The organism is Pseudomonas frederiksbergensis (assembly GCF_900105495.1).
Classification (GTDB): Bacteria; Pseudomonadota; Gammaproteobacteria; order Pseudomonadales; family Pseudomonadaceae; genus Aquipseudomonas; species Aquipseudomonas frederiksbergensis.
Map to the genome: position 1 here is coordinate 4838875 of NZ_FNTF01000002.1, position 20235 is coordinate 4859109.

Genomic DNA, 20235 nt, shown 5'->3' on the forward strand with positions numbered 1-20235 from the left:
AGGACGACGTCTGCAGGGTCGCTTCTCATCAGACGACAATGGCTTTTCATTTCATGACAACCGGGTGGTTGTACAAGATCCCGGGAACCAGAAAGCCTTGGCCATTGGGAGAGTGAGTGAACAGCTTACGGACCACGAAGAGATCAAAAAGCGACTTCAACTGAAATGGCCAAAAACGCCACCCCCCTTGAGCAGTTTTGGCATAGGCCAAAATCATCACGGTGTCTAGACTCACTCCAAATAACAGTGCAAAAGCACACTTGAATCCAGGACTGTTCCAGGGGAACCCGCATGAACCCATCCGACATTTTTGTCATCAGCGCCGTCCGCTCCGCTATCGGCAGCTTTGGCGGTTCGCTCAAAGATGTGCCGCCCATTCAATTGGCGACTGATGTTTGCCGCGCCGCCATTGAACGTTCGGGGCTGGCGCCTGAACACATCGGTCACGTGGTGATGGGGCATGTGATCCCGACGGAAGCACGTGATGCCTACATCTCTCGTGCCGTGGCGATGAATGCCGGCCTGCCGAAAGAGACGCCCGCCTTCAACGTCAACCGCCTCTGCGGTTCTGGTTTGCAGGCCATTGTCAGTGCCGCTCAAAGTTTGATGCTCGGGGATGCCGGGGCTGCGCTGGCGGGTGGCGTCGAATCCATGAGCCGCGGGACTTATCTGTTGCCGCAGGCGCGCTGGGGCGCACGCATGGGCGATATGCAAGCCATCGACTACGTGCTCGGCGTTCTGCAAGACCCGTTTGGCGGTTTCCATATGGGCATTACTGCGGAAAACATCGCCGAGCGCTATGGCATCACTCGTCAGGCTCAGGATGAGTTGGCGCTGCTCAGCCAGCAACGAGCGGCCCGGGCGATTGCCGAAGGGCGATTTACCGACCAGATCGTGCCGATCGAAGTGGCATCGCGCAAAGGCACCGTGACGTTTGCGACGGACGAGCATGTGCGCGCCGAGGTCAATGCCGAGCAATTGGGCAAGATGAAGCCGGCCTTCAAAAAAGATGGCAGCGTCACCGCCGGCAACGCGTCCGGCCTCAACGATGGTGCCGGTGCATTGATCCTGGCCACGGGTCAGATGGTTCTCGACCAAGGCCTCAAGCCCATCGCCCGACTGGTCGGCTATGCCCATGCCGGCGTGGAACCCGAGCTGATGGGGTTGGGACCGATTCCCGCCACCCGTCTGGTCCTCAAACGCGCCGGCCTGTCCGTTGCCGACCTGGATGTCATCGAATCCAACGAAGCATTCGCGGCCCAGGCGTGTGCCGTGGCGCAGGAGCTGGGCTTCGACCCGGAGAAGGTCAACCCGAACGGTTCGGGGATTTCTCTGGGCCACCCGGTGGGCGCGACCGGTGCGATTATCGCCACCAAGGCGATTCATGAACTGCAGCGTGTTCAGGGTCGTTATGCCCTGGCAACCATGTGCATCGGCGGCGGCCAAGGCATCGCCGTGTTGTTCGAACGCGTCTGATCGACCCAAACGAAGGCGGCGCCGATTATGGCGCCGCCTCGTTTTAGTGCGATGGAATCAGTGCGCAATGCACGCAGATTCCAGCTCGGTGCAAGCCTCGAATACTGCACGACCCCACTCGAACTCCCTCCCCGATTGATTGCAAGGCGGACAACAGCACGCTGGCGAATTATCAGCCTTGGCGCGCTGACGACATGGCGGTATTTGCGCAAAAAACATGTTCTACCTCCCCGGCACCCGCGCCGAACTGATCAAGCAAATGCGTGCGCAAGGTTCTACTAAACTACGCAGAACCAAGCAGTTCCAGTGAATGATTTCACAGCACTGCTAAAGTGATAGCACGCGCCCCCACATGCCCCCAACGCTTGTCATTTTCGAAGGTGGGTGGCTGATCACGGTGACGCCAATGCTCTCAAGCGAGGGCTGCATGAACTGAATCGCGTCATCGAGCGCGAGGGGCAGCAGACATGAGGTCTAAATATGATATTTGAGCCCAACAGTACCCGTTCCGTTCTCCAGCGAAGAAGCAGCACCAGTATCGTTGTCCAGGCGGGTCTCGATTGTGTTGCGGTGACCGGTGTTGCATGGTTTTTGATCAATTATCATATCGGCTTCATAACGCAGTCCTATGTCATCCTGCTCCTGTTGCTGCTGGGGGCTTTGGCCGTCGTGTACGACCACTACGCCATTTACCGCAGCAATGTCGGTTTTACCGTCAAAGCCTTCAAGCTTTTGAAAGCATGGACTGCCACGTTTGGCTTTCTCGTTGCCATGGCCTTTCTTACCAAGCAAAGCGAACAGTACTCGCGTTTATTGGTCGGGCAGTTATTCGTTGTTGGATATTTTGCTCAGTTGCTTTTGCACCTCGCGACCCGCGAGATGCAAAAAAAGTTTTTGGCCCATCCGACTCAATTGGAAAACTCGCTCATCATTGGCTCGGGCGAACTGGCCAGCTATCTTCACAAGAAAATCAGCAATAACCCTTGGCTCGGCGAGCGCATAGTTGGCTGTGTGTTGATTGGCGCGGACGATGACCGGGGAAAGGAAAGTCTGGAAGGCGCTCAGCGTCTGTCGATCCTGGGCGATATCGCCGACCTTGATGAGTTAGTTGTCAAACATGCCATTCGTACCGTCTATTTCGTGACCCCTCTGGGTGGCTCAGAGGTCATCCAGGATGTTTACTTAAGGCTGTTCGATAAACACATCTCTGTTAACTGGGTGCCTGACATTTTCTCGTTGCGCCTGATCAACCACAGCGTTCGCGAAATTGCCGGCATTCCCGTCCTGACCCTGTCTGAAACTCCGTTGATGGGGATGCGCCTGTTTCTGAAGAACCTTGAGGACAAAGTCCTGGCCTTTCTCATTTTGGTTCTTGCAGCGCCCGTCCTGGTAGTCGTCGCCATTGCCATCAAGCTCGATAGCCCCGGCCCGATATTCTTTCGTCAGCAGCGGATGGGCTGGAGTGGGGAAGCTTTTCGGATCTGGAAGTTCAGAAGCATGGTCGTCCATCAGGATGAAGACGGCATCGTCAAACAGGCGCAAAAGAACGACCCGCGCATGACCAGGGTTGGGGCCTTTATTCGGCGAACCAGCCTGGATGAACTACCGCAGTTATTTAACGTCTTGATGGGGGAAATGTCTTTGGTGGGGCCTCGCCCGCACGCTATTCAACACGATGTGCAGTACTCGCCCGATGTCTCGGGCTACTTTGCGCGCCACAACATTAAGCCGGGCATCACAGGCCTGGCTCAGGTACGTGGCTATCGAGGTGAAACGAAGGATATCGATCAGATGATTCGGCGTGTTGACTCGGACATCGAGTACATCAACAACTGGTCGCTATGGCTCGATTTCGTCATCCTTTTACGAACGGTGTTTGCCTTCTCCGGCAAACATGCCTACTAGCCATTCTCGAGTGTCTGGGCGATCTCAAGGCCATTCAGGGTTCCCCCGGAACAATGGAGGTTATTTAAAAAGACCGCCAAACGGATATGAACTTACGCATTACCCCTGCCCTTGTCCCTGTAGATCAATGTACGCAACAAGAACATCGGATTACCCAGCACATAGCGTCTGAATAAGCGCTTTGGCTCACCTATCAGCCTGAACACCCACTCACAACCGAGACGCCGCACCCACTGCGGAGCACGAGTGACTTTGCCGCCGAGAAAATCCAGGATCGCCCCTCCGCACACGACCAGACAGGGCGCGCCACTGGCGGCTAACCTCGCAGCAACGGCTTCCTGCTTGGGCATGCCCATACCCAGCACAACCAGTTCCGGCTGAAACTGCCGGGCAAGGTTTACATAGGTATCCACCGACGCAAAACCATGGTGAGCAGAGACGACATTGACCGCAAATATCGCTTCGCTTCGCTGCACCGCGTTGGCCAGAAAGGGCTCTTCAGTACCCCAGAAAGCCACGCGACGGCCCTTGAACGCGGCCAATAACTTGGGAATGAAATCGGTGCCATTCATATTCAACCCCGGCTCCAGGCCGAGGCGACGAAACAGAATAGCCATGCCGGAGCCATCCCGTAGTAACACGTCCGTAGCCAACAGGGCGTTGAAGTAGTCGGGGTTGGCCGCCACCAGATTCATGGCATGGGCATTGGCGAACCCGAGCACTGTCGTTACGTCAGGTCTGGATAACGCATCAATCAATGCTTGCTCGTCATCAGCATCGCTGACCACCCTGAGTTTCCGGGTAATCGTTTGCCAGCTGTGCTGCCAGGATAAAGCGCGCATTAGCTGTCATCTCGCTTCGACCGCACCCATTCAACCTGGCGTTTGAGCAAAAACCCGAGATACAGCGGGATTTTCCTCATCGCGTAGAACGGCGCATACATCAAGGCTGAAAAAGAAATAATCCCGCGACCAAATTGGCTCCATGCCAGCAAGATAGCCACACCCAAAATTGCCACCCCGCAAGAAGCTATCAATGCGGGCGCCAACGCTCCGGACAGTAGAAAGACCAACCATGACAGAACAAACGCCGCCGCCAAGGCCAACGTCAATAAGGCCAACGGAGGGACCAGCAAATCCAGGGTCATCGCCAGCAGACGCCAGTTACGCTGGCCAAGCGACTCGACCAGCAACTTTGGCGTGTCCCCAAGAATTACGCCTAAATGACCATGTTCCCAGCGCGTACGCTGGGTCGTTAAGCCTTCATCGCTGCGCGGAAAGTAACTGGTCACCAGAGCATCGGGGCAGAACACCGGCGGCTTGCCGTTTCGGCATAAATCCAGGCCCATCTTCAAATCTTCAACGATGTGGCCACTGGCCAAATTGATCAACGTCAGATCCTGCCAGACGAAAGCCATTCCCGTGCCCATTAGCTGACAGGGCAAACCAAGTCGGGTCCAACCCTGCGGCCGTACCCGATTCTTCACACACCAGGCAAACTCGGCAAGCCGCACTTTTAGCCCGGAACCTGCCGGAGCAAGCATTAAATTAAGAGCTTGCGCTGGCCGCCCTGAGTCGATGCAACAGATGGCCAAACGCTCAATTGAGCCCTCGGCCACCTGGCAGTCCGCATCGACAACAATCATGACGTCCGGCGCATCGCTGGCCAAATGACGTACCCCACAGTCCACCGCATAACCCTTGCCACGCTGCTGAGCATTGCTGCGCTCCACCACCTCGGCGCCCGCCGTGCGGGCCAGCGCCGCCGTGTCGTCAGAACAGTTATCCGCTACCACCAGCAGGCGATCACCCGAAAGCAACTGCGGCCGAATGCTATTCAACGTCGCGACGATGACCGAGGATTCATCGTGTGCCGGTATCAACACCGCCACCCGCGGTCGCGAGCCTTGCGCCGACGCAGGCGAACGCGCAGGCAGGCAGGCCATCAACACCTGCACAAACAGCACCAACACCGGCAGGAGGATGAGCATCAGCAGTGAGCTGAACAGCCAACCAAGTAATGTAGTCATGCTTGCGCCCTGAACAAATTAGCCAACTTGGCCGCTTCGATGTCGATGTCGTGTCGCTCCAGCACTCTCTGGTAAGCCGCCTCGCCCATCCGCTGCAACACCTCGACAGGTTGCGCGAGGCAGTCCGCCAGCGCCGCCGCCAATTCATCCACGGCTCCCGCGGGAAACAACCAACCGTTCACACCCTGTTGTACCAACTCGGGAATCCCTGCCACATAGCTCGTCAATACTGGTCGGCGCAACGCCATGGCTTCCATAATGACCACTGGCAACCCCTCGGCGAAACTCGGCAACACCAAGGCCCGCGCCGCGAGAATTTCCGCCCGCACCTGATCGCTGCTGATCCAGCCGGTAATTCGCACCCGTGCTTGCAAGCCATGCCGTGCAATCAGGCTTTCGATTTCTGCGCGCATTTCCCCATCACCCGCCAGTACCAGTTCGAACTCCACGTCTTGTGCTGCCAGGCTGCGGACAGCCTCAAGCAACAACAGTTGTCCCTTTTGCTCACACAAACGACCGACGCAAACCAACCGCGGCGCAGATGGCACGGCAACGGCCGGCACATCGTGAAACGCCCGCTCCAGCCCGCAGTGCACCACCTTTACTCTTGGCCAATGCGCATGAGCCACCCAGCGAAACAGCTGGCTACGCCCATAAGAACTGATCGCCGCGACAAAAGCCGCGCGCCGGACTTTCTCGCCCAAATGAATAAACTGCGGTTTGTCGAACTCTTCCGGCCCGTGCACGGTAAAACTGTACGCTGGCCCACCGAGTACATTGGCCAGCATCACCACCTCGGTTGAGTTGGTGCCGAAATGCGCATGCACGTGCTCGGCTCCAAACGCCTGCAACCACATCAGCACACCACACGCCTCGGATAAATAAACCAAATGGTATGGCCAGGGACGATCAGCACGCTGGCCCATGCGCAGCGCCAGCCACAGCGCCGAAAAAAACCGTCGCGGTTGGGCGCGCAATACCTGCAGCACAGGCACTAACAGCGCTTTGACTCCGCCCTCCAGCACATACTGGGTTTTATCGCGTTCAGACACGTCCTCGGCATCCACCAGTTCGGCATCCCAGCCACGCAGAGCAATGCGCTGCACCACAAACCCCTGACGTTCCAACGCCAAAATCTCCCGGCGAATGAAACTATGGCTGACTTTGGGGTATTGATTGATGAAATAGGCGATGCGCATAGGAACCAGACTTAGTTGTCGTTGCGGTGGATTATTACTGCAAGCAATCCCACAGTAGTACAGGTAGCAGGAACCTCAACCAGCTTCACGGTTACTGCAATAACTACCTATCAACACGCTGTCTATCTTTTTAAAAGTGTCGTCCAGCAGCTCATAGCGCCGGCGATACATGGCGCGTTTTTTTGACGCAATACTGTCGAGCGGTTTCCTGGACAGAACCATTGGAATCTCAAAAAAATCTTCGCGCTCTGACGGCGTCGCGCCATGCTCTAACCAGATCACATCGTAATTTGCCGCCAGTTCCAGAGCTTTGTGAGCGCCAAAATACGGATGACGATGGTGGCGATACCCGTCCCCTACTGCGTAAATTTTCTCAACACCGATGTTAATGGCAATGTATTTAATGACTTCAATCAGAAAGCTTCTTGGTCGAAGACCTTCAAAGTCTTTTGTCAGGTCCCTGTAGATACTCAACGACAGTTCACTGTCGACGCCTTTATGTATCCCCTGAACGGCGCCAATAAAAATACATAGTTCAGTGTCTGTACGACACAAAGTAAATGCTATAGATGCAATGCGCAGATCCCCCTGAAACAAGTTCAGCACCAATTCCCCTTCACGCATAAACCAGAAGGGACGATCCAGCACCAGGGAGCAGCCAGCAGCAAACTCCGATAAATCACTCAGCAGCAAACTTTCATTTCGCCCCAACAGCAATAGTTGCGGACAGCGTTGGGTGACCACTTCGTAATGCGAGGCCAACACGCCAAGTTTATTCTTCGGGCCCCAGTTTCTGCTGATGTAGGGCCAATGAACAACGCCGACACAATCCCCGCCTAATTTCTCGACACCGGACTTACCCAAGGCGCTCGACATACGCCCGCAAAACAACTTAAGTTCGGACCAGTTTTTTACAACCAGCACCAGCATCTTAAACTTATTATTCAACGCCCTTAAAGAGTACCCGGCATGTAAAAAAAATACACTTTTTACTATCACCCAATTATTCATATAAGTCTCACTTGTATTCGATCAACGCCGTCTTGCTGGCGCCGAATCTGTTCAGTAGAAACTTGACTTGCCCGAGCATCTCGGGAAATTTCCCCAGCACCAGAAAAAAAGCCCGCAGCCAGTTCTCGCGTGTGGATCTGTCGCCCCTGCGGGCGAGGCGCACGACTTGCAGTGGATAGACCAGCAGCACAAGCAGCCCAAACCACCCCGCCACCAAACTCGCGATAACAGTTGCCAGCGGGACACCCAATCCCCAGAACCAGGCACGGCGTGACTCGCGCAACCAATGTTGCTCCGGTGCGGCCCCATGTAAAAATGCGCCCTCGGCAAAGGCATAACCACCGCGCAGGGTACGCTGCCACCATTGGCCGAACCGGGTCATGGTTGCATCATGCAAGGTCATTTCCTCGCCCAGACGCCAGACCTTCCAGCCATTCCCGCGCAGACGCACGCACAATTCAGGCTCTTCCCCGGCAATAAGTCCCGGTCGAAACCCGGATGCTTCGGCAAAGGCGTCGGCCCGCATCAGCGCATCGCCACCACATGCCTTGGCCTCGCCTACCGGCGTATCCCATTCGAAATCACACAGCAGGTTGTAAACCGAGTGCTGCGGAAAACGTTCACGGCGCCGTCCGCAGACCACCGCAACGTCAGGATGCTTATCAAGAAAGGCCTGCGCCCGGGGGAGCCAACCGCCGACAACCTCGCAATCACCGTCGACGAACTGCACATAACTCATCTGCGGCAATGAGCGTTTCAGGCAGGCAAATCCTTCATTGCGTGCACGCGCAGCCGTAAAGGGAATCGTCATATCCAACTCAACCACATCGACCCCAAGCCTGAGTGCCGTCTGCACTGAATCGTCCGTTGATCCAGAGTCGACATATACAACCTTCTGCGCCGAACCGACGAGGGATGTCAGGCAACGCTCAAGTCGTAGGCCTTCGTTGCGACCGATAACAACGACACCCATCCCCATAACCATGGCGTTCACTCAGCGACGCAATTGAAGTAATCCATCGGGTGGTTCATGAGAACTCCCTCGATTCTGCGTATTTCCTTTTCTTGATAGTCGCCGGCACGCCCACTGCCACCGAGTCGTCCGGTACATCGGTCAGCACCACCGCATTGGCACCAATCACGACATTGTTACCGATGCGGATATTGCCCAGCACCTTGGCCCCTGCCCCGATATCAACATTGTTACCCATCACCGGAGCAATCGGCTCATTCACATTCTTGAGGCCTACAACGACACCATTGCGGATACGGCAATCATCGCCGAATTGCGCATAGCCGCTGATGACGATTCCGCCGAAATGATCGATGACGAAGTTGCGCCCGACCACCACCTCACAGGGCAATTCGATACCCGTGACGATCTGCATCAGCTTGAAGAGCACTTTGTATATAAAGGAGAACAGCTTGCGTAACAGGGCCGGTCGCACACCGTAACGCCAGCGCCCAAAACGATAAACCACCATCACCCAAAACCCCTGAGCCCCCCAATCTCCGCCGTATGCACGTAAATCCGCACGTATGTTTTCGAACATAACTGGCTCTACCGTGTTGGTTGGCTAGCGAATTTGGTGTCACGCAACAACGCCCAGGTCACACGAGTATGCTGCCAACACGCTGCTAAAGCGGCCCGACCGCGGCCTTTCAATAACGCCTTGAGCGCCACAATCAGATCCCCCAGACTCACCAGCAGCATATGTGAGGCCAAACCAGGCAGACCGTAGTGCTTGCGAAAATACAACAGCTGACTTTCGATTTGTAACGTAGGTAACTGGCGATTATCCGCATTGAGCTTGTCAACAGACTTGGCACTTTCACCGCCGATATGCACCACCGTGGTATGCGGGTAGTAAACGACCTTCCAGCCTGCCTGTTTAACGCGTTTGCAGTGATCGATCTCTTCGAAATAAAGGAAGTAGCGCGGATCGAACAAGCCAACCTCGTCGATGACTTCACGACGGATCAGGTAATAGCACCCGGGCACCCAGTCGCACTCACGCACCGAAGCATGGTCCCAGGCCATGTCGTCGATTCTTTTCACCACAGGGACAAAACGTTCAAGCCCTGTATGCGAAAGGAAGACATTTAACGGTGTTGGAAAATAGCGACAGGAGGGCTGCAAATCACCCTCACGTCCAACCAATCGAACGCCGAGGACACCGCAATCAGGATGAGTCTCCATGTAGTCGAGCGTCTTGCTCAGCGTATCCGCGGCCACAAAGGCATCGGTATTGAGGAGCAACGCATACTTGCCCTCCAGGTGTTCAACCAATTGATTATTGGCACGACCAAAGCCAACATTATTTTCATTGGCGAGTTGCACTGCCTCTGGACAGATAGTTGCCAGACATTCCAGCGAATTATCGACAGAGGCATTATCCACCACCAAATAGCGCGTGCGATTCACACTATTTGACTGGCGTAACGCATTAAACATCGGTTGCAACAACTCCGCTGTATTGTAATTGACTACCAATACGTCAAGAGGAGCACTAACCATTGGATCGCGCGCCAAAAAAGTATTCCGCTCTCATTTTAATGAGCGTCGGTTCAAGTTCCGAGTCGTATACACCACTGCGCTGCCTGATAAGGTCAATCCACGGATAAGTGGCACTACGCTCTTCGACTTTCGCCAACACCTCTTCCAGCGTACAAATAACCTTGGCTGGATTACCCGCAACCACCACCCCAGGCGGAACATCTTTTACGACTACAGCACCGGCTGCGACAATCGAATTAGGGCCAACAGTCACACGCGGCAAGATCATAGCGCCATAGCCGATAAAACAATTATCAAGAATGTCGACAGGACCGACAGAATCAAGTTTTCTATCAAAGACCACCTCGAGCATGCCGACTACTCCATCGTGGCCGAACAGCGTGCAACAAGATAAACCTACATTATTTCCGAGTCGTACTAGTGAAGGGTCAGGTATGTTGGCAGCAGGATTGATCCATACGCCTTGACCGATGGAGTGCAGCCCCCCCCACCGAACCATATGTTTAGCCCATTCATACCCGTCCGGTTTACAGAATTTTTTATAGAGCGGAGTCCCATACCCCGTTGTTTTTGCAATATAAGCAATAGTGCGTTTTAGTAGACCAATCATCCTGTCAGCCTCATTAATTCAGCGATAGACACCTGTGCCAAGGTTAGATACACCCTGATTCTTCATTACCACTACCCTAAGCGTAGACGCTTCCCTAAAATCCAACACTCCAATAATCCACCTGCGCCGCGCTCAGGAATACCTGCCCACCCCGGGCCCTATCTGATGGTTGAGATGTTCTGCCAGCCTTAAAGCAAGTTGCAAAAGAGGCATCGTGGGGTTACAGGCACCACCTGTAGAGAACACACTGCTGCCCGCAACGTAAAGATTCTCAACACCAAACACTTTGCAGTTCTCATCGACCACACCAAACTCTGGCGAACTCGCCATCCGCGTGGTCCCCATATGATGAGCATGTGGATTGAGCCTCAGTGGCACATCGACGTCATACACATATTCTTCCAGTTTGACGAAGCCCAGCCCTGTGTCGGCAAAACACTTCGCCACTTCCAGCCCTATGGACTTGACGGTTTCCCTGTCTGCTGGCGTTAGCGCCCAATGAATCTCGACCTTTCTCATCCCCAATGCATCTCGCTCGTCGAGCAATGAAATTCTGCTATCGGGGTTGGGAAACTGCTCAATCAACGTGCCGATCACCCCATCTCCAGGGCAATCGAACTTGGCAATGAACTCAACCTTGCGCTCCGCGCCTACTTCGCAAATGAGGTTCTCGAAAAAGCTTTTGATGGCAGCCATTCGTCCATAGGATTTCACTTCCGAGACAAGCGTGGCCGTCACATTCCCTTTACCTGAGTTGTGCGCCATCACGAATGCATCGGTCGTGAAGTATTCCTGCCGAGCATCTGTGCCCTGCCCGTCTTTCAGGATGAAGTTTCCCATCTCGACGTTCAGGTGCTCCATGAAGCATCTGCCGACGAAACCGTCCTTTTTTACGATACCGCCAGCCGCCAGGGACTCGCTGTTGAGCAGGTGCCTGGCATTCTCGATTCCGCCTGTCGCCAGAATGAATCGTTTTGCCGTAACTCGCTCTCGATGTAACTGGTAGTCCGAGACGACTATCGTTGCGATGCGGCCGGTCTTGCTGTCGAACTCAAGATCGACGCAATTGCAATGGATGAAAACATCCAGCCCCTCGGTCTCATTAAGTTCCTTGGCATATTTTTGTGCAAATCGCGTCGGCGGGCTAAGCAGGAAACGATCCGCTTCAAAGTCGGTACCGTCCAGACTTGCATTGATCGCCTTGAATCCGGAGTGCGGCGCAAGATCAACAATATCCATGGCCGCCGACAAATTGCGCTCGATCTCGGAAAAGGCGATGGGCCAACCCGGCACGGGACCCGGAGGTCCTACGGTAAAGTCCGACTTTTCGAATGGGCGGCATCGCCCGGCCCAGTGATTGGAGGTCCCACCGAGGTAACGCAGGCGGGTTTCATGGGCGTACATCTCGAGGCCTGAAGATGAAATCTTATAAAGGTCCTGCGAAGTCGACGAATACTCGTGCCCGCCACCCTCGACAAGCAACACACGTCGACCATTACCGGCTAAACGCAAGGCCAGCGTAATGCCGGCGGGGCCCCCACCGATGATGCAGAGGTCATAGTGATCGCGTAGTTCTTTCTGCGATTGGTAGTCTTTGATCATGCTGGCGTTTGCCGAAAATGCTGGGCAGGCAGCACCCATCCGTTGATTACAACAAACTCGGATTTAACAGCAGACGGCCGGGCAACGGCTTTGGAAAATCCGAACATGAGTCCTCCGATACTCAATAGAACAGAAGCCTGGAGAAAGCTTCTGCGTCCCATCACAGAGGTATTCAAATCAGCTTCTCTCATGATTCAAAGCTCCACGACATCGAGATTGCGTTGAAAATTCCAACTACACATCAAGGCCACATACTTTGGCGACGGCCATCAATACCTCAATGGCGACGCTGTGCCACAGCTTTGAAAACTTGAGAGAAACAGATCAGATCAAAGCCATTTAAAAAGATCCGTCAATAACTCCCCACACAAAGCCCCCACCGCGAGCATGGGCAGCACTATCAATTCACGCTTGAGGCTGAATAGCCCCAGACGATAATTGACGTAAAAAACCAGGATAAGCGTAGGAAACGTGTACAGGGCTGCGCCCCAAATCGCATAGTCGACCCCGCCAATCGCCAACAGCAGAGGCAGCAGCACCCACAACGAGACGGCGCGAATAATGTTATCCATGGCCTGGTACTTGGTCAGTCCCAAGGCAATCCAGACCTGATTCGCCAACAGGTAGCGCATTGTGAAAAAAGAGAGTGAAAGAATGGCCATCATGTTGCCGGCCTGAGCGTAACGCTCATCGTACAAGATGCCGATGAGCAGTGGACTGCCGGTCAGGAACAGTCCACAGAGAAACAGGCAGGCAAGATCGAGCATCAATTTCAAGCGGTAATACAAAGCGTGGAGCCGTACGGTGTCATTAGTTCTTGAGGCCTCACTGAAGGCCGGCAAGGCCACGGCCCCGACGATCTTTTGCAACGCAAGCTGAACAGCGCCCAGAATCAGCACGGCAATGGAGTAAACGCCCAGTTCGCTGGCCGTCATGCTGCCGCCGAACCAGACGCGATCACCGTACATGGCCAATACGCCCACCGCTGACGACAATAGTATCCAACGACCGAAACCGACTAATTCATTGAGCGCAGCACGCTCCCACCGTAGACGGTTGGGAGGGCCTTCAAACCAGAAATGCCCCAGCAGCGTGCTGACCATCGACTGGACCAGACCTGCAATCACCAGCGACCAGATGGACCTGGTGAAGTAACCGATGCCCAGCATGACCAACAGCCCGACGACCTGAGAACCAAACTCGGTGAGTACCACTTTCTTTTGCTGGAAAGTGCGCACTGCCAGGTCCATTTTGGTCGACTGAAAACCAACAATGATTGCCGAGAAACTGGTCACGGCCAACACCAACGGCAACTCGGGGGCGGCGTAGGTGGAATTGGGCGCCCACAAATTAATGGTCTGTGCATACCAGGCGAGGGCCGCAAGAAGAAGTGTTGAAGCAAAAAGGATAAAGCCGCGCACGATCTGCACGGTCCAGATGGTATTGAGAAACACCGGATCGTCGCCACGTGGGCTCTGGATGATGTTCTGGCGCAAGCCGGCATCGGAAAGCATGTGCAGAACCAGAGAAACGGTGATGGCGATCATCATGATGCCGAACATCTCCGGCATCAGCAGACGGGCCATTATCAGGTTGCCGCCCAAGCGAAAGGCTTGAGAGGTAACCAGCGCCCCGAAATTCCATGCGCCGGCAGAGATCGCTCGCTTACGAAGGCCCAACACTGGCGAATCGACTAACGACATAACATCATCCCCGGACTCAATGGCTCAAAACGAACTATAGTCGCGTTTAGCCATTCCACTAGCCGTCGATCAACAATCAATAAGTGCAATCATCCATGCCTGAGCACTTCCGAGCGTTAGTAGTCATTCTGGTCCTCACCGGCATCGTTTTTGCCATGGCACGTCGACCAGCAGCAGACCTGATTTCCGACCGTAATTTCACTCGTCGGCGCAACTTGTGGTTCGTATTGACGCTATTGGCATTTGTTTCGCACAGTTTCTGGGTGTACGCAGGCATTGCCACGATCGTTTTGACCTTCGCACGAAGTCGCGAACGCAATCCGATGGCGCTATTTTTTCTTCTGCTGTTTCTCATCCCGCCGGCCACGGCGGAGATTCCGGGCTTCGGCCTGGTCAACTATTTTTTTTCCCTCAACCATATTCGTGTGCTGGCACTGTGCGTGTTGCTTCCGGCTTTTTTCACTTTGCGCAGGCGCGCCGACACGGTCTCTTTCGGGCGCACCTGGCCTGACAGACTGTTAGCCGCCTACCTCCTGCTGACGAGTCTGCTTTTCCTGCGCGAAACCACCGTCACCGACACCTTGCGCCAAATGCTTTACCTGTTCATCGAAGTTTTTTTGCCTTACTACGTTGCCAGCCGGGCGCTGAAAAACCTCAGCGACTTCAAGGACGCTTTGCTCGGTTTTGTACTCGCCGCCATGGTGCTGTCGCTTATAGGTCTCTTCGAATATGCCAAGCACTGGCAGCTGTATAGCGCGGTTGTTACCGCCATGGGCATGCAATGGGATCCTGGCTACTTGAGTCGCGGTGGCTCACTACGTGCCAGCGCCACTACCGGCCAGGCCATTGCCCTGGGCTTCGTCATCAGTGTGTCCATCGGCTTTTACCTGTACTTGCAGGAGGAAGTACGTAGCAAATTACAGCGCACCCTCGGCGCACTGTTGCTAGCCGGTGGTCTGTTCGCACCGCTGTCGCGTGGCCCCTGGATTGGTGCAGCCGTCATTATCGTCGTGTTCATCGGCACTGGCCGCAAAGCGATCAAACGCCTAACGCTGCTGGCGGTCGCCGGGATCCTCGCACTTCCCTTGCTGGCCATCGTGCCGGGCGGGCAAAAAGTGCTTGATCTGCTACCGTTTATCGGCACGGTGGAAGTCGAAAACATCACCTATCGGCAGCGCTTGATTGATAACGCCGTGATCGTTATCCAGCGCAACCCTTGGCTGGGCTCTTTCAATTTCCGCAGCACACCGGAAATGCAGTCCATGATTCAAGGCCAGGGAATCATCGATATCGTGAATACCTATATCGGCATAGCGCTGTCGTTCGGCTTGATTGGCTTGACACTTTTCGTGGTTTTTTTCGTCAGTGTCCTGCAGGGCCTGCGCAAGGGGATTCGTTCTTTCCCCAAAGAAGACGATGAGGCACGCCGACTCGGACGTGCACTGCTGGCGACACTGGCCGGGATCCTGATCACCATCGTCACCGTTAGCAGTATTACGGTAATCCCCGTGGTGTATTGGTCGGTGGCTGGACTGTGCGTGGCCTACGCTCAGATGGCACGCAGGCTCAAGAACACCTCGACGGCCGTTGCGGCGAGTGCCCACCTCCAACTCAGGTAGCCCCCATGATCCAGTTGTCTCGCCGCCCTCAAATACTGCTCCTGCTGCTTTTTGCCATTTGGCCGCTTGGCACCTGGGCATCGGACTGGGTCGTCAGTGTGGATGAGCGCAACGGCCTGCCAATGCTGGAGCGTGGTGGCAGTCCGGTGTTCGTTACGACATTCTCGTTTTTTGGACCCAGCTGGGGCTGGACGTATTTGCACCCTGAATTCAAGGTAAACACCCCTTATCGATACTCCTTCGCGGGTAAAAACAAAGCGCTGGATTTCGACTTGACTGCGCAGATTCAGAAGCAAGGCGAGCAAAAGCTGACCTGGAACTTTGCCCTGGATGCACGTAGTGGGAAGTCGGGCCTTTCAGGTGGTGGCATCGTCTTCACATTCGACCCCGCTCTGTTCGCTGGAGAAATGGGCGAGCCCACTTTGCTACCCGACAACCGCGGCTGGACCTGGGGCAATGCACAAGGGCGGCGCATCGAAATGCGCTTCGAGCCCGCACTGGAGAGCGTGTACTTTGAACCGGGCAGCAAATCCGAGGTGCGTGCTTTTCTCTACAAGAACACGCTCAAACGTGGCCGCCAGGATTTCACGGCTACCTTGAGCGTTTCTGGTGATGTGACGGTCGGCCCAACCACAACCGAGCGCTTCGGGCTGTCGGACCCCAAGAGCTGGCCGACCGACAAGCTCGACTGGAAAACCTCGCCAGTCGACCTGTCCTTTCTCAACGCTCAGGAAAAACCTGCCGGCAAGCGCGGCTTCATCAAAGCCTCCGGTGAGCAACTGCAATTTGCCGACAACACTGTGGCGCGTTTCTGGGGCACCAACCTTTCGGCCTACTCGCTGTTCCTCACGTCAGACGATGCCATCAAGCTACAGGCCAAACGCCTGTCGGCACTGGGCTTCAATCTTGTACGACTGCACCACCATGACTCGCCATGGGTCTTCCCGAACATCTTTGGCGACGGCAGGATCACGCGCAGCACCCAGCAACTAAGCCCGGAATCGCTGAAAAAGATCGACTGGTGGATCAAGTGCCTGAAAGACGAAGGCATTTATGTCTGGCTCGATCTGCACGTCCAGCGCGTCTTTACTGAAAAAGACAACATTTATGGCTTCGATGAATTGCCAAAAGAAGAACAGAACTACACCTATCTCAAGGGCTATTCCTATGTGAATCTCACCATTCAGAAAGCCATGAAGCGCTTTACCGAAGACTACCTGACCCATGTAAACAGCTATACCGGTCTCGCCTACAAAGATGACCCGGCGATTGCCGCCGTACTGATTACCAACGAAAACGACGTCACCAACCACTTTGGCAATGCCCTGCTGCCAGACAAGAATTTACCGAAACACAACCGCATCTATATGGCCGAGGCCGAGGCTTTTGCCAAACAGCACAACCTGTCCGCAAACCAGACCTGGCGCTCCTGGGAGCCAGGCCCCTCCAAGATGTTCCTTAACGATCTGGAACGACGTTTCAACGTCGACATGATTCAACACTTGCGTGGTATAGGCGTGAAGGTCCCCATCGCCACGACCAGTAGCTGGGGTCGCAATGGCCTGAACTCCCTGCCGGCCCTTACCGCCGGGGACGTCATCGATGTCCATAGCTACGGGGGTTCGGGACAGATAGAGAAAAATCCGCACTACAGCGAAAGCATAGTGAACTGGATTGCCGCCGGCCAGGTCGTCGGCAAACCCTTGACCGTTACCGAGTGGAACAATGAGCCCTTCCCGACAGCAGACCGTCACTCGCTGCCACTCTATATCGCCGGCACCGCCAGCCACCAAGGCTGGGATGCACTGATGCAATATGCCTATAGCCAAGAGCCAATGGGCGGCAACGGGATGAGTGCCAATAACTGGCATGCCTATAACGACCCTGCAATGCTGGCCACCCTGCCCGCCGCCGCTTTGCTTTATCGCCGTGCAGACGTTCGCGGAGCAACGACGACCTACGTCTTCGCTCCGACGCCAGGCACTCTTTTCAATCAAATGATCACACCGGCCAGCTCTGCTTTCCTGCGTACAGCCATGGAGAAAGGCAAGCTGGAAATCGCGATGCCGCAGACACCGGAATTGCCTTGGTTGCAACAGAGCGTTATTCCACGCGGTGCACAGGAATTCCATGACCCTGACCAGTCGCTACTGGACGCCAACACCAGCGAGTCCACGACCGACACCGGTGAGCTAAAGCGCAACTGGAAACAAGGCGTCTACACCATCAATACGCCGCGCACCCAGGCTGCGACCGGCTGGATCGGCGGCGAGTCGATCAGCCTTGGCAACATCAAGATTCAAGTGAAGACTGCCAACGCCAGTGTGGCGGTGCAAAGCCTGGACGACTCACCTTTGGGTCAATCGCAGGATTTAATGATTTCGTTGGGCTCCCGTGCCATCCCCCAAGACGGCGACAAAATACCTTTTTACGTGGAGCCCCTCGAGGGCACGCTAACCATTCAGGCGCCGCAAGGCTTGACACTGTTTACCCACGGTATTCTGCGGCAAATGAAGAAACTGCCTGCGACCTACCTCGATGGCCGCTACACAATCAAGCTCGACGGCTTACAGGCCTCAAACTGGTTGTTCTTGAAAAAGGACGTCACGCCAGCACAACCTTAGGCGCCGTAACCGGCCTCAACCTGAGAACAACGCCTTGCGGCGTTGTTCAACGAGGGGTATTTAAAGAGCGTCAAAATCAAACGATGGAACATAGCCTGCGCCGAGTAAATGCGGACATTTCGACGAAACGAAATCATCACTTGATAAATCATCCGAACTTTTATACCTGTTCGTAAAAACCCCGGTGATATTTAAAAGCGTATGGGGCAAGGACGATATGCTGATTTTCTGACTTTCTCTTTCCTTCAGCTTTAAAAATTTGAGCGATTGCTGGTTTGAAACATTCTCGGACGCCCAGATAAACGCCGAAACCGGAAGATCATATTTATTGCCAATCCCGTGACCCAACAACCCTCGACTGTCATCCATCATGTTTTCGCCATGATCTGATGAGTAAAACAAGACGGATGGTTTTTTGCTCGACTTCAACTGATCAATAATCGTACTCAACAACCAGTCTGTATACAAAATACTATTATCATATTCTGCAGTGATCTTGTCTTTGAAGCTGCTTGTTGCCGGCTTGAATTGATCGAAGCTTTCCGGGTATCGGCGTGAATACTCGAAATGGCTTCCCTTGACATGAATGAATATGGCTTTCTTTTCCGTTTCGTTTTTATTGAGTATTTTTTCATATTCCGACATCAACGCCCCATCATAACTTCTCTCAAAGTATTGACGGTATTGTGCCTCGGCGGCTATTTGTGGAATTATTCCGCCAAAACTATCAACTTCCTGCACCGACAACCAATAGGTCATGTACCCGGCCGCCCGATATATACTCACCAACGATTTCGTTGACGCAATGGAGTCCCAATCCGATATAGGCTCAAGGCTCAGCATTGAAGGCACGGCGAACGAGGTGTATGGGGCTGTCGTACAGATCTTATTAAACTTGAAAATGCCCGCCTGCTTACCAAGATTCGGAGTTGTGTCCTTGTCATAACCGTAGAGGGACCAGTTGTGCGGCCGCGATGACTCACCGATTACAAAAACAATGGTTTCTATAGTTGACTGATCCGATAGGCTGGTTATTTTTACGTCAGATTCCCGACGACGTTTGATGAGCTTCTCCGTCCCAAAATACAAGTTTGCAGTAAGGGTAATTTGCGACAAATAACCTACTGGCGTGCTTTGATCTTTTGCAAGGAGGTCCATGACTGCAGACTTCCCGAAAGAGTTAAGCTGAACGGTTTTATAAAAATACGCCCCATACCCTGCGATCAAGGCGCTAATAGCCAAAACAAAAACACCTTTGCTCTTATATAATTTGCGTTTATGCAGGCCTATTAATCCAGCCCCATAGCACAGTATGAAAATCATCAAAACGATACTGATGGGTCGCCAATAGGTCGGCAGGAATTCGCTTGCTTCCTGGAAGTTCGTCAAGCCAATAAACAGATAGGCAGCCGTTAATCTTGAGTTGAAGTTCAAAACCAAAAATAGATCAATAGCTGCTACCAAATAGAATGGCAGTAGAATGAGGTGAACCTTGAATTGATTGGAGGAAATAAATCTGATTGCCAAAAGCCACAACACCGACATGCCAAGGGTGTAAAAGACTAACAAATCAATTTTAGAGTACTGATAGCTTGTCAGCGTTCTAACCACCAAGGGTGAAAGCAAATATGACCACAACACTAAATTTGGCCATTCTGCTTTTAATATTTTTAATAAACCATCGATAATTTTGGCAGAATTTTTCATTGGTAATTATTCCCGCAGGATGCCCATATGCCTCCTCAGAGGGTAGCTCCAATTGGCGTACTCGCTGCATTACGTTCAAAAATACTCCCTCGTTTGGTGCTCCAGACGTAGCGAGCTGCAAGGTTTGGCGCTGTGCATCCTTGGCATGCAGGAGCAAATGAAGAAGCTGTTTGCGACCTGCCTTGATTGCCGCTATACAATCATTTGAGCTCACAGCAAAGCGCCCAGGAAA

At 53.9% G+C, this 20235-nt stretch carries 16 protein-coding genes; 4 read left to right on the plus strand and 12 right to left on the minus strand.

The window, feature by feature from the left end; translation table 11 throughout:
• The first annotated feature begins 291 nt into the window (after positions 1–291).
• Both BLW70_RS22600 and BLW70_RS22605 read left to right on the plus strand, forming a co-directional pair.
• A complete protein-coding gene (locus BLW70_RS22600; RefSeq protein WP_074877752.1) occupies positions 292–1476 on the plus strand; it encodes an acetyl-CoA C-acyltransferase family protein in 1185 nt (394 codons plus the stop codon).
• Between the two features lie 480 nt (positions 1477–1956).
• Complete coding sequence (locus BLW70_RS22605; protein WP_074877754.1) at positions 1957–3381, plus strand: undecaprenyl-phosphate glucose phosphotransferase; 1425 nt, start codon at positions 1957–1959, stop codon at positions 3379–3381.
• A gap of 92 nt (positions 3382–3473) precedes the next feature.
• On the opposite strand, the gene BLW70_RS22610 is transcribed toward BLW70_RS22605, so the two are convergent.
• The 11 genes from BLW70_RS22610 to BLW70_RS22660 form a co-directional block, all read right to left on the minus strand.
• Positions 3474–4223: a WecB/TagA/CpsF family glycosyltransferase gene (locus tag BLW70_RS22610; RefSeq protein ID WP_074877756.1), complete on the minus strand. Its 750-nt coding sequence runs from the start codon at positions 4221–4223 to the stop codon at positions 3474–3476.
• Positions 4223–5410, minus strand: a complete 1188-nt coding sequence (locus tag BLW70_RS22615; RefSeq protein ID WP_074877758.1) for a glycosyltransferase family 2 protein — start codon at positions 5408–5410, stop codon at positions 4223–4225. Before BLW70_RS22615 ends, BLW70_RS22610 begins: the two co-directional genes overlap by 1 nt.
• The gene (locus BLW70_RS22620; RefSeq protein WP_074877760.1) at positions 5407–6609 is read right to left on the minus strand and encodes a glycosyltransferase; all 1203 of its coding nucleotides are present in this window, start codon (positions 6607–6609) and stop codon (positions 5407–5409) included. The genes BLW70_RS22615 and BLW70_RS22620 overlap by 4 nt, the downstream gene beginning before the upstream one ends.
• Before the next feature lie 75 nt (positions 6610–6684).
• Positions 6685–7620, minus strand: a complete 936-nt coding sequence (locus BLW70_RS22625; RefSeq protein ID WP_074877761.1) for a DUF535 family protein — start codon at positions 7618–7620, stop codon at positions 6685–6687.
• Positions 7621–7627: 7 nt separating this feature from the next.
• Complete coding sequence (locus tag BLW70_RS22630) at positions 7628–8605, minus strand: glycosyltransferase family 2 protein (protein WP_074877763.1); 978 nt, start codon at positions 8603–8605, stop codon at positions 7628–7630.
• A 43-nt stretch (positions 8606–8648) separates the two neighbouring features.
• Entirely contained in the window at positions 8649–9173 is a 525-nt protein-coding gene (locus BLW70_RS22635; RefSeq protein ID WP_074877765.1) for a serine O-acetyltransferase, read from the minus strand.
• An 8-nt stretch (positions 9174–9181) separates the two neighbouring features.
• On the minus strand, positions 9182–10138 hold the full coding sequence (locus BLW70_RS22640; RefSeq protein ID WP_074877767.1) for a glycosyltransferase family 2 protein: 957 nt from the start codon (positions 10136–10138) through the stop codon (positions 9182–9184).
• On the minus strand, positions 10131–10748 hold the full coding sequence (locus BLW70_RS22645) for an acyltransferase (protein ID WP_074877768.1): 618 nt from the start codon (positions 10746–10748) through the stop codon (positions 10131–10133). The genes BLW70_RS22640 and BLW70_RS22645 overlap by 8 nt, the downstream gene beginning before the upstream one ends.
• A 132-nt stretch (positions 10749–10880) precedes the next feature.
• Complete coding sequence (locus BLW70_RS22650; RefSeq protein WP_074877770.1) at positions 10881–12350, minus strand: FAD-dependent oxidoreductase; 1470 nt, start codon at positions 12348–12350, stop codon at positions 10881–10883.
• Positions 12347–12541 (minus strand): hypothetical protein, encoded by a 195-nt coding sequence (locus BLW70_RS22655; RefSeq protein ID WP_074877772.1) that lies wholly within the window; start codon positions 12539–12541, stop codon positions 12347–12349. The genes BLW70_RS22650 and BLW70_RS22655 overlap by 4 nt, the downstream gene beginning before the upstream one ends.
• A gap of 138 nt (positions 12542–12679) precedes the next feature.
• The gene (locus BLW70_RS22660) at positions 12680–14053 is read right to left on the minus strand and encodes an oligosaccharide flippase family protein (RefSeq protein WP_074877774.1); all 1374 of its coding nucleotides are present in this window, start codon (positions 14051–14053) and stop codon (positions 12680–12682) included.
• A 95-nt stretch (positions 14054–14148) separates the two neighbouring features.
• On the opposite strand from BLW70_RS22660, the gene BLW70_RS22665 reads away from it, so the two are divergent.
• Entirely contained in the window at positions 14149–15672 is a 1524-nt protein-coding gene (locus BLW70_RS22665) for an O-antigen ligase family protein (RefSeq protein ID WP_074877775.1), read from the plus strand.
• 5 nt (positions 15673–15677) lie between these two features.
• The gene (locus tag BLW70_RS22670; protein ID WP_074877777.1) at positions 15678–18296 is read left to right on the plus strand and encodes a glycosyl hydrolase family 5; all 2619 of its coding nucleotides are present in this window, start codon (positions 15678–15680) and stop codon (positions 18294–18296) included.
• Between the two features lie 60 nt (positions 18297–18356).
• On the opposite strand, the gene BLW70_RS22675 is transcribed toward BLW70_RS22670, so the two are convergent.
• Positions 18357–20003, minus strand: coding sequence for a phosphoethanolamine transferase (locus tag BLW70_RS22675; protein ID WP_074877779.1), 1647 nt, complete (start codon positions 20001–20003; stop codon positions 18357–18359).
• Positions 20004–20235 lie beyond the last annotated feature (232 nt).

Bases quoted from the DNA above. Each gene is read 5' to 3' on its own strand.
- BLW70_RS22600 (WP_074877752.1), top strand. From the start codon at position 292: ATGAACCCATCCGACATTTTTGTCATCAGCGCCGTCCGCTCCGCTATC.
- BLW70_RS22605 (WP_074877754.1), top strand. From the start codon at position 1,957: ATGATATTTGAGCCCAACAGTACCCGTTCCGTTCTCCAGCGAAGAAGC.
- BLW70_RS22610 (WP_074877756.1), bottom strand. From the start codon at position 4,223: ATGCGCGCTTTATCCTGGCAGCACAGCTGGCAAACGATTACCCGGAAA.
- BLW70_RS22615 (WP_074877758.1), bottom strand. From the start codon at position 5,410: ATGACTACATTACTTGGTTGGCTGTTCAGCTCACTGCTGATGCTCATC.
- BLW70_RS22620 (WP_074877760.1), bottom strand. From the start codon at position 6,609: ATGCGCATCGCCTATTTCATCAATCAATACCCCAAAGTCAGCCATAGT.
- BLW70_RS22625 (WP_074877761.1), bottom strand. From the start codon at position 7,620: ATGAATAATTGGGTGATAGTAAAAAGTGTATTTTTTTTACATGCCGGG.
- BLW70_RS22630 (WP_074877763.1), bottom strand. From the start codon at position 8,605: ATGGTTATGGGGATGGGTGTCGTTGTTATCGGTCGCAACGAAGGCCTA.
- BLW70_RS22635 (WP_074877765.1), bottom strand. From the start codon at position 9,173: ATGTTCGAAAACATACGTGCGGATTTACGTGCATACGGCGGAGATTGG.
- BLW70_RS22640 (WP_074877767.1), bottom strand. From the start codon at position 10,138: ATGGTTAGTGCTCCTCTTGACGTATTGGTAGTCAATTACAATACAGCG.
- BLW70_RS22645 (WP_074877768.1), bottom strand. From the start codon at position 10,748: ATGATTGGTCTACTAAAACGCACTATTGCTTATATTGCAAAAACAACG.
- BLW70_RS22650 (WP_074877770.1), bottom strand. From the start codon at position 12,350: ATGATCAAAGACTACCAATCGCAGAAAGAACTACGCGATCACTATGAC.
- BLW70_RS22655 (WP_074877772.1), bottom strand. From the start codon at position 12,541: ATGAGAGAAGCTGATTTGAATACCTCTGTGATGGGACGCAGAAGCTTT.
- BLW70_RS22660 (WP_074877774.1), bottom strand. From the start codon at position 14,053: ATGTCGTTAGTCGATTCGCCAGTGTTGGGCCTTCGTAAGCGAGCGATC.
- BLW70_RS22665 (WP_074877775.1), top strand. From the start codon at position 14,149: ATGCCTGAGCACTTCCGAGCGTTAGTAGTCATTCTGGTCCTCACCGGC.
- BLW70_RS22670 (WP_074877777.1), top strand. From the start codon at position 15,678: ATGATCCAGTTGTCTCGCCGCCCTCAAATACTGCTCCTGCTGCTTTTT.
- BLW70_RS22675 (WP_074877779.1), bottom strand. From the start codon at position 20,003: ATGAAAAATTCTGCCAAAATTATCGATGGTTTATTAAAAATATTAAAA.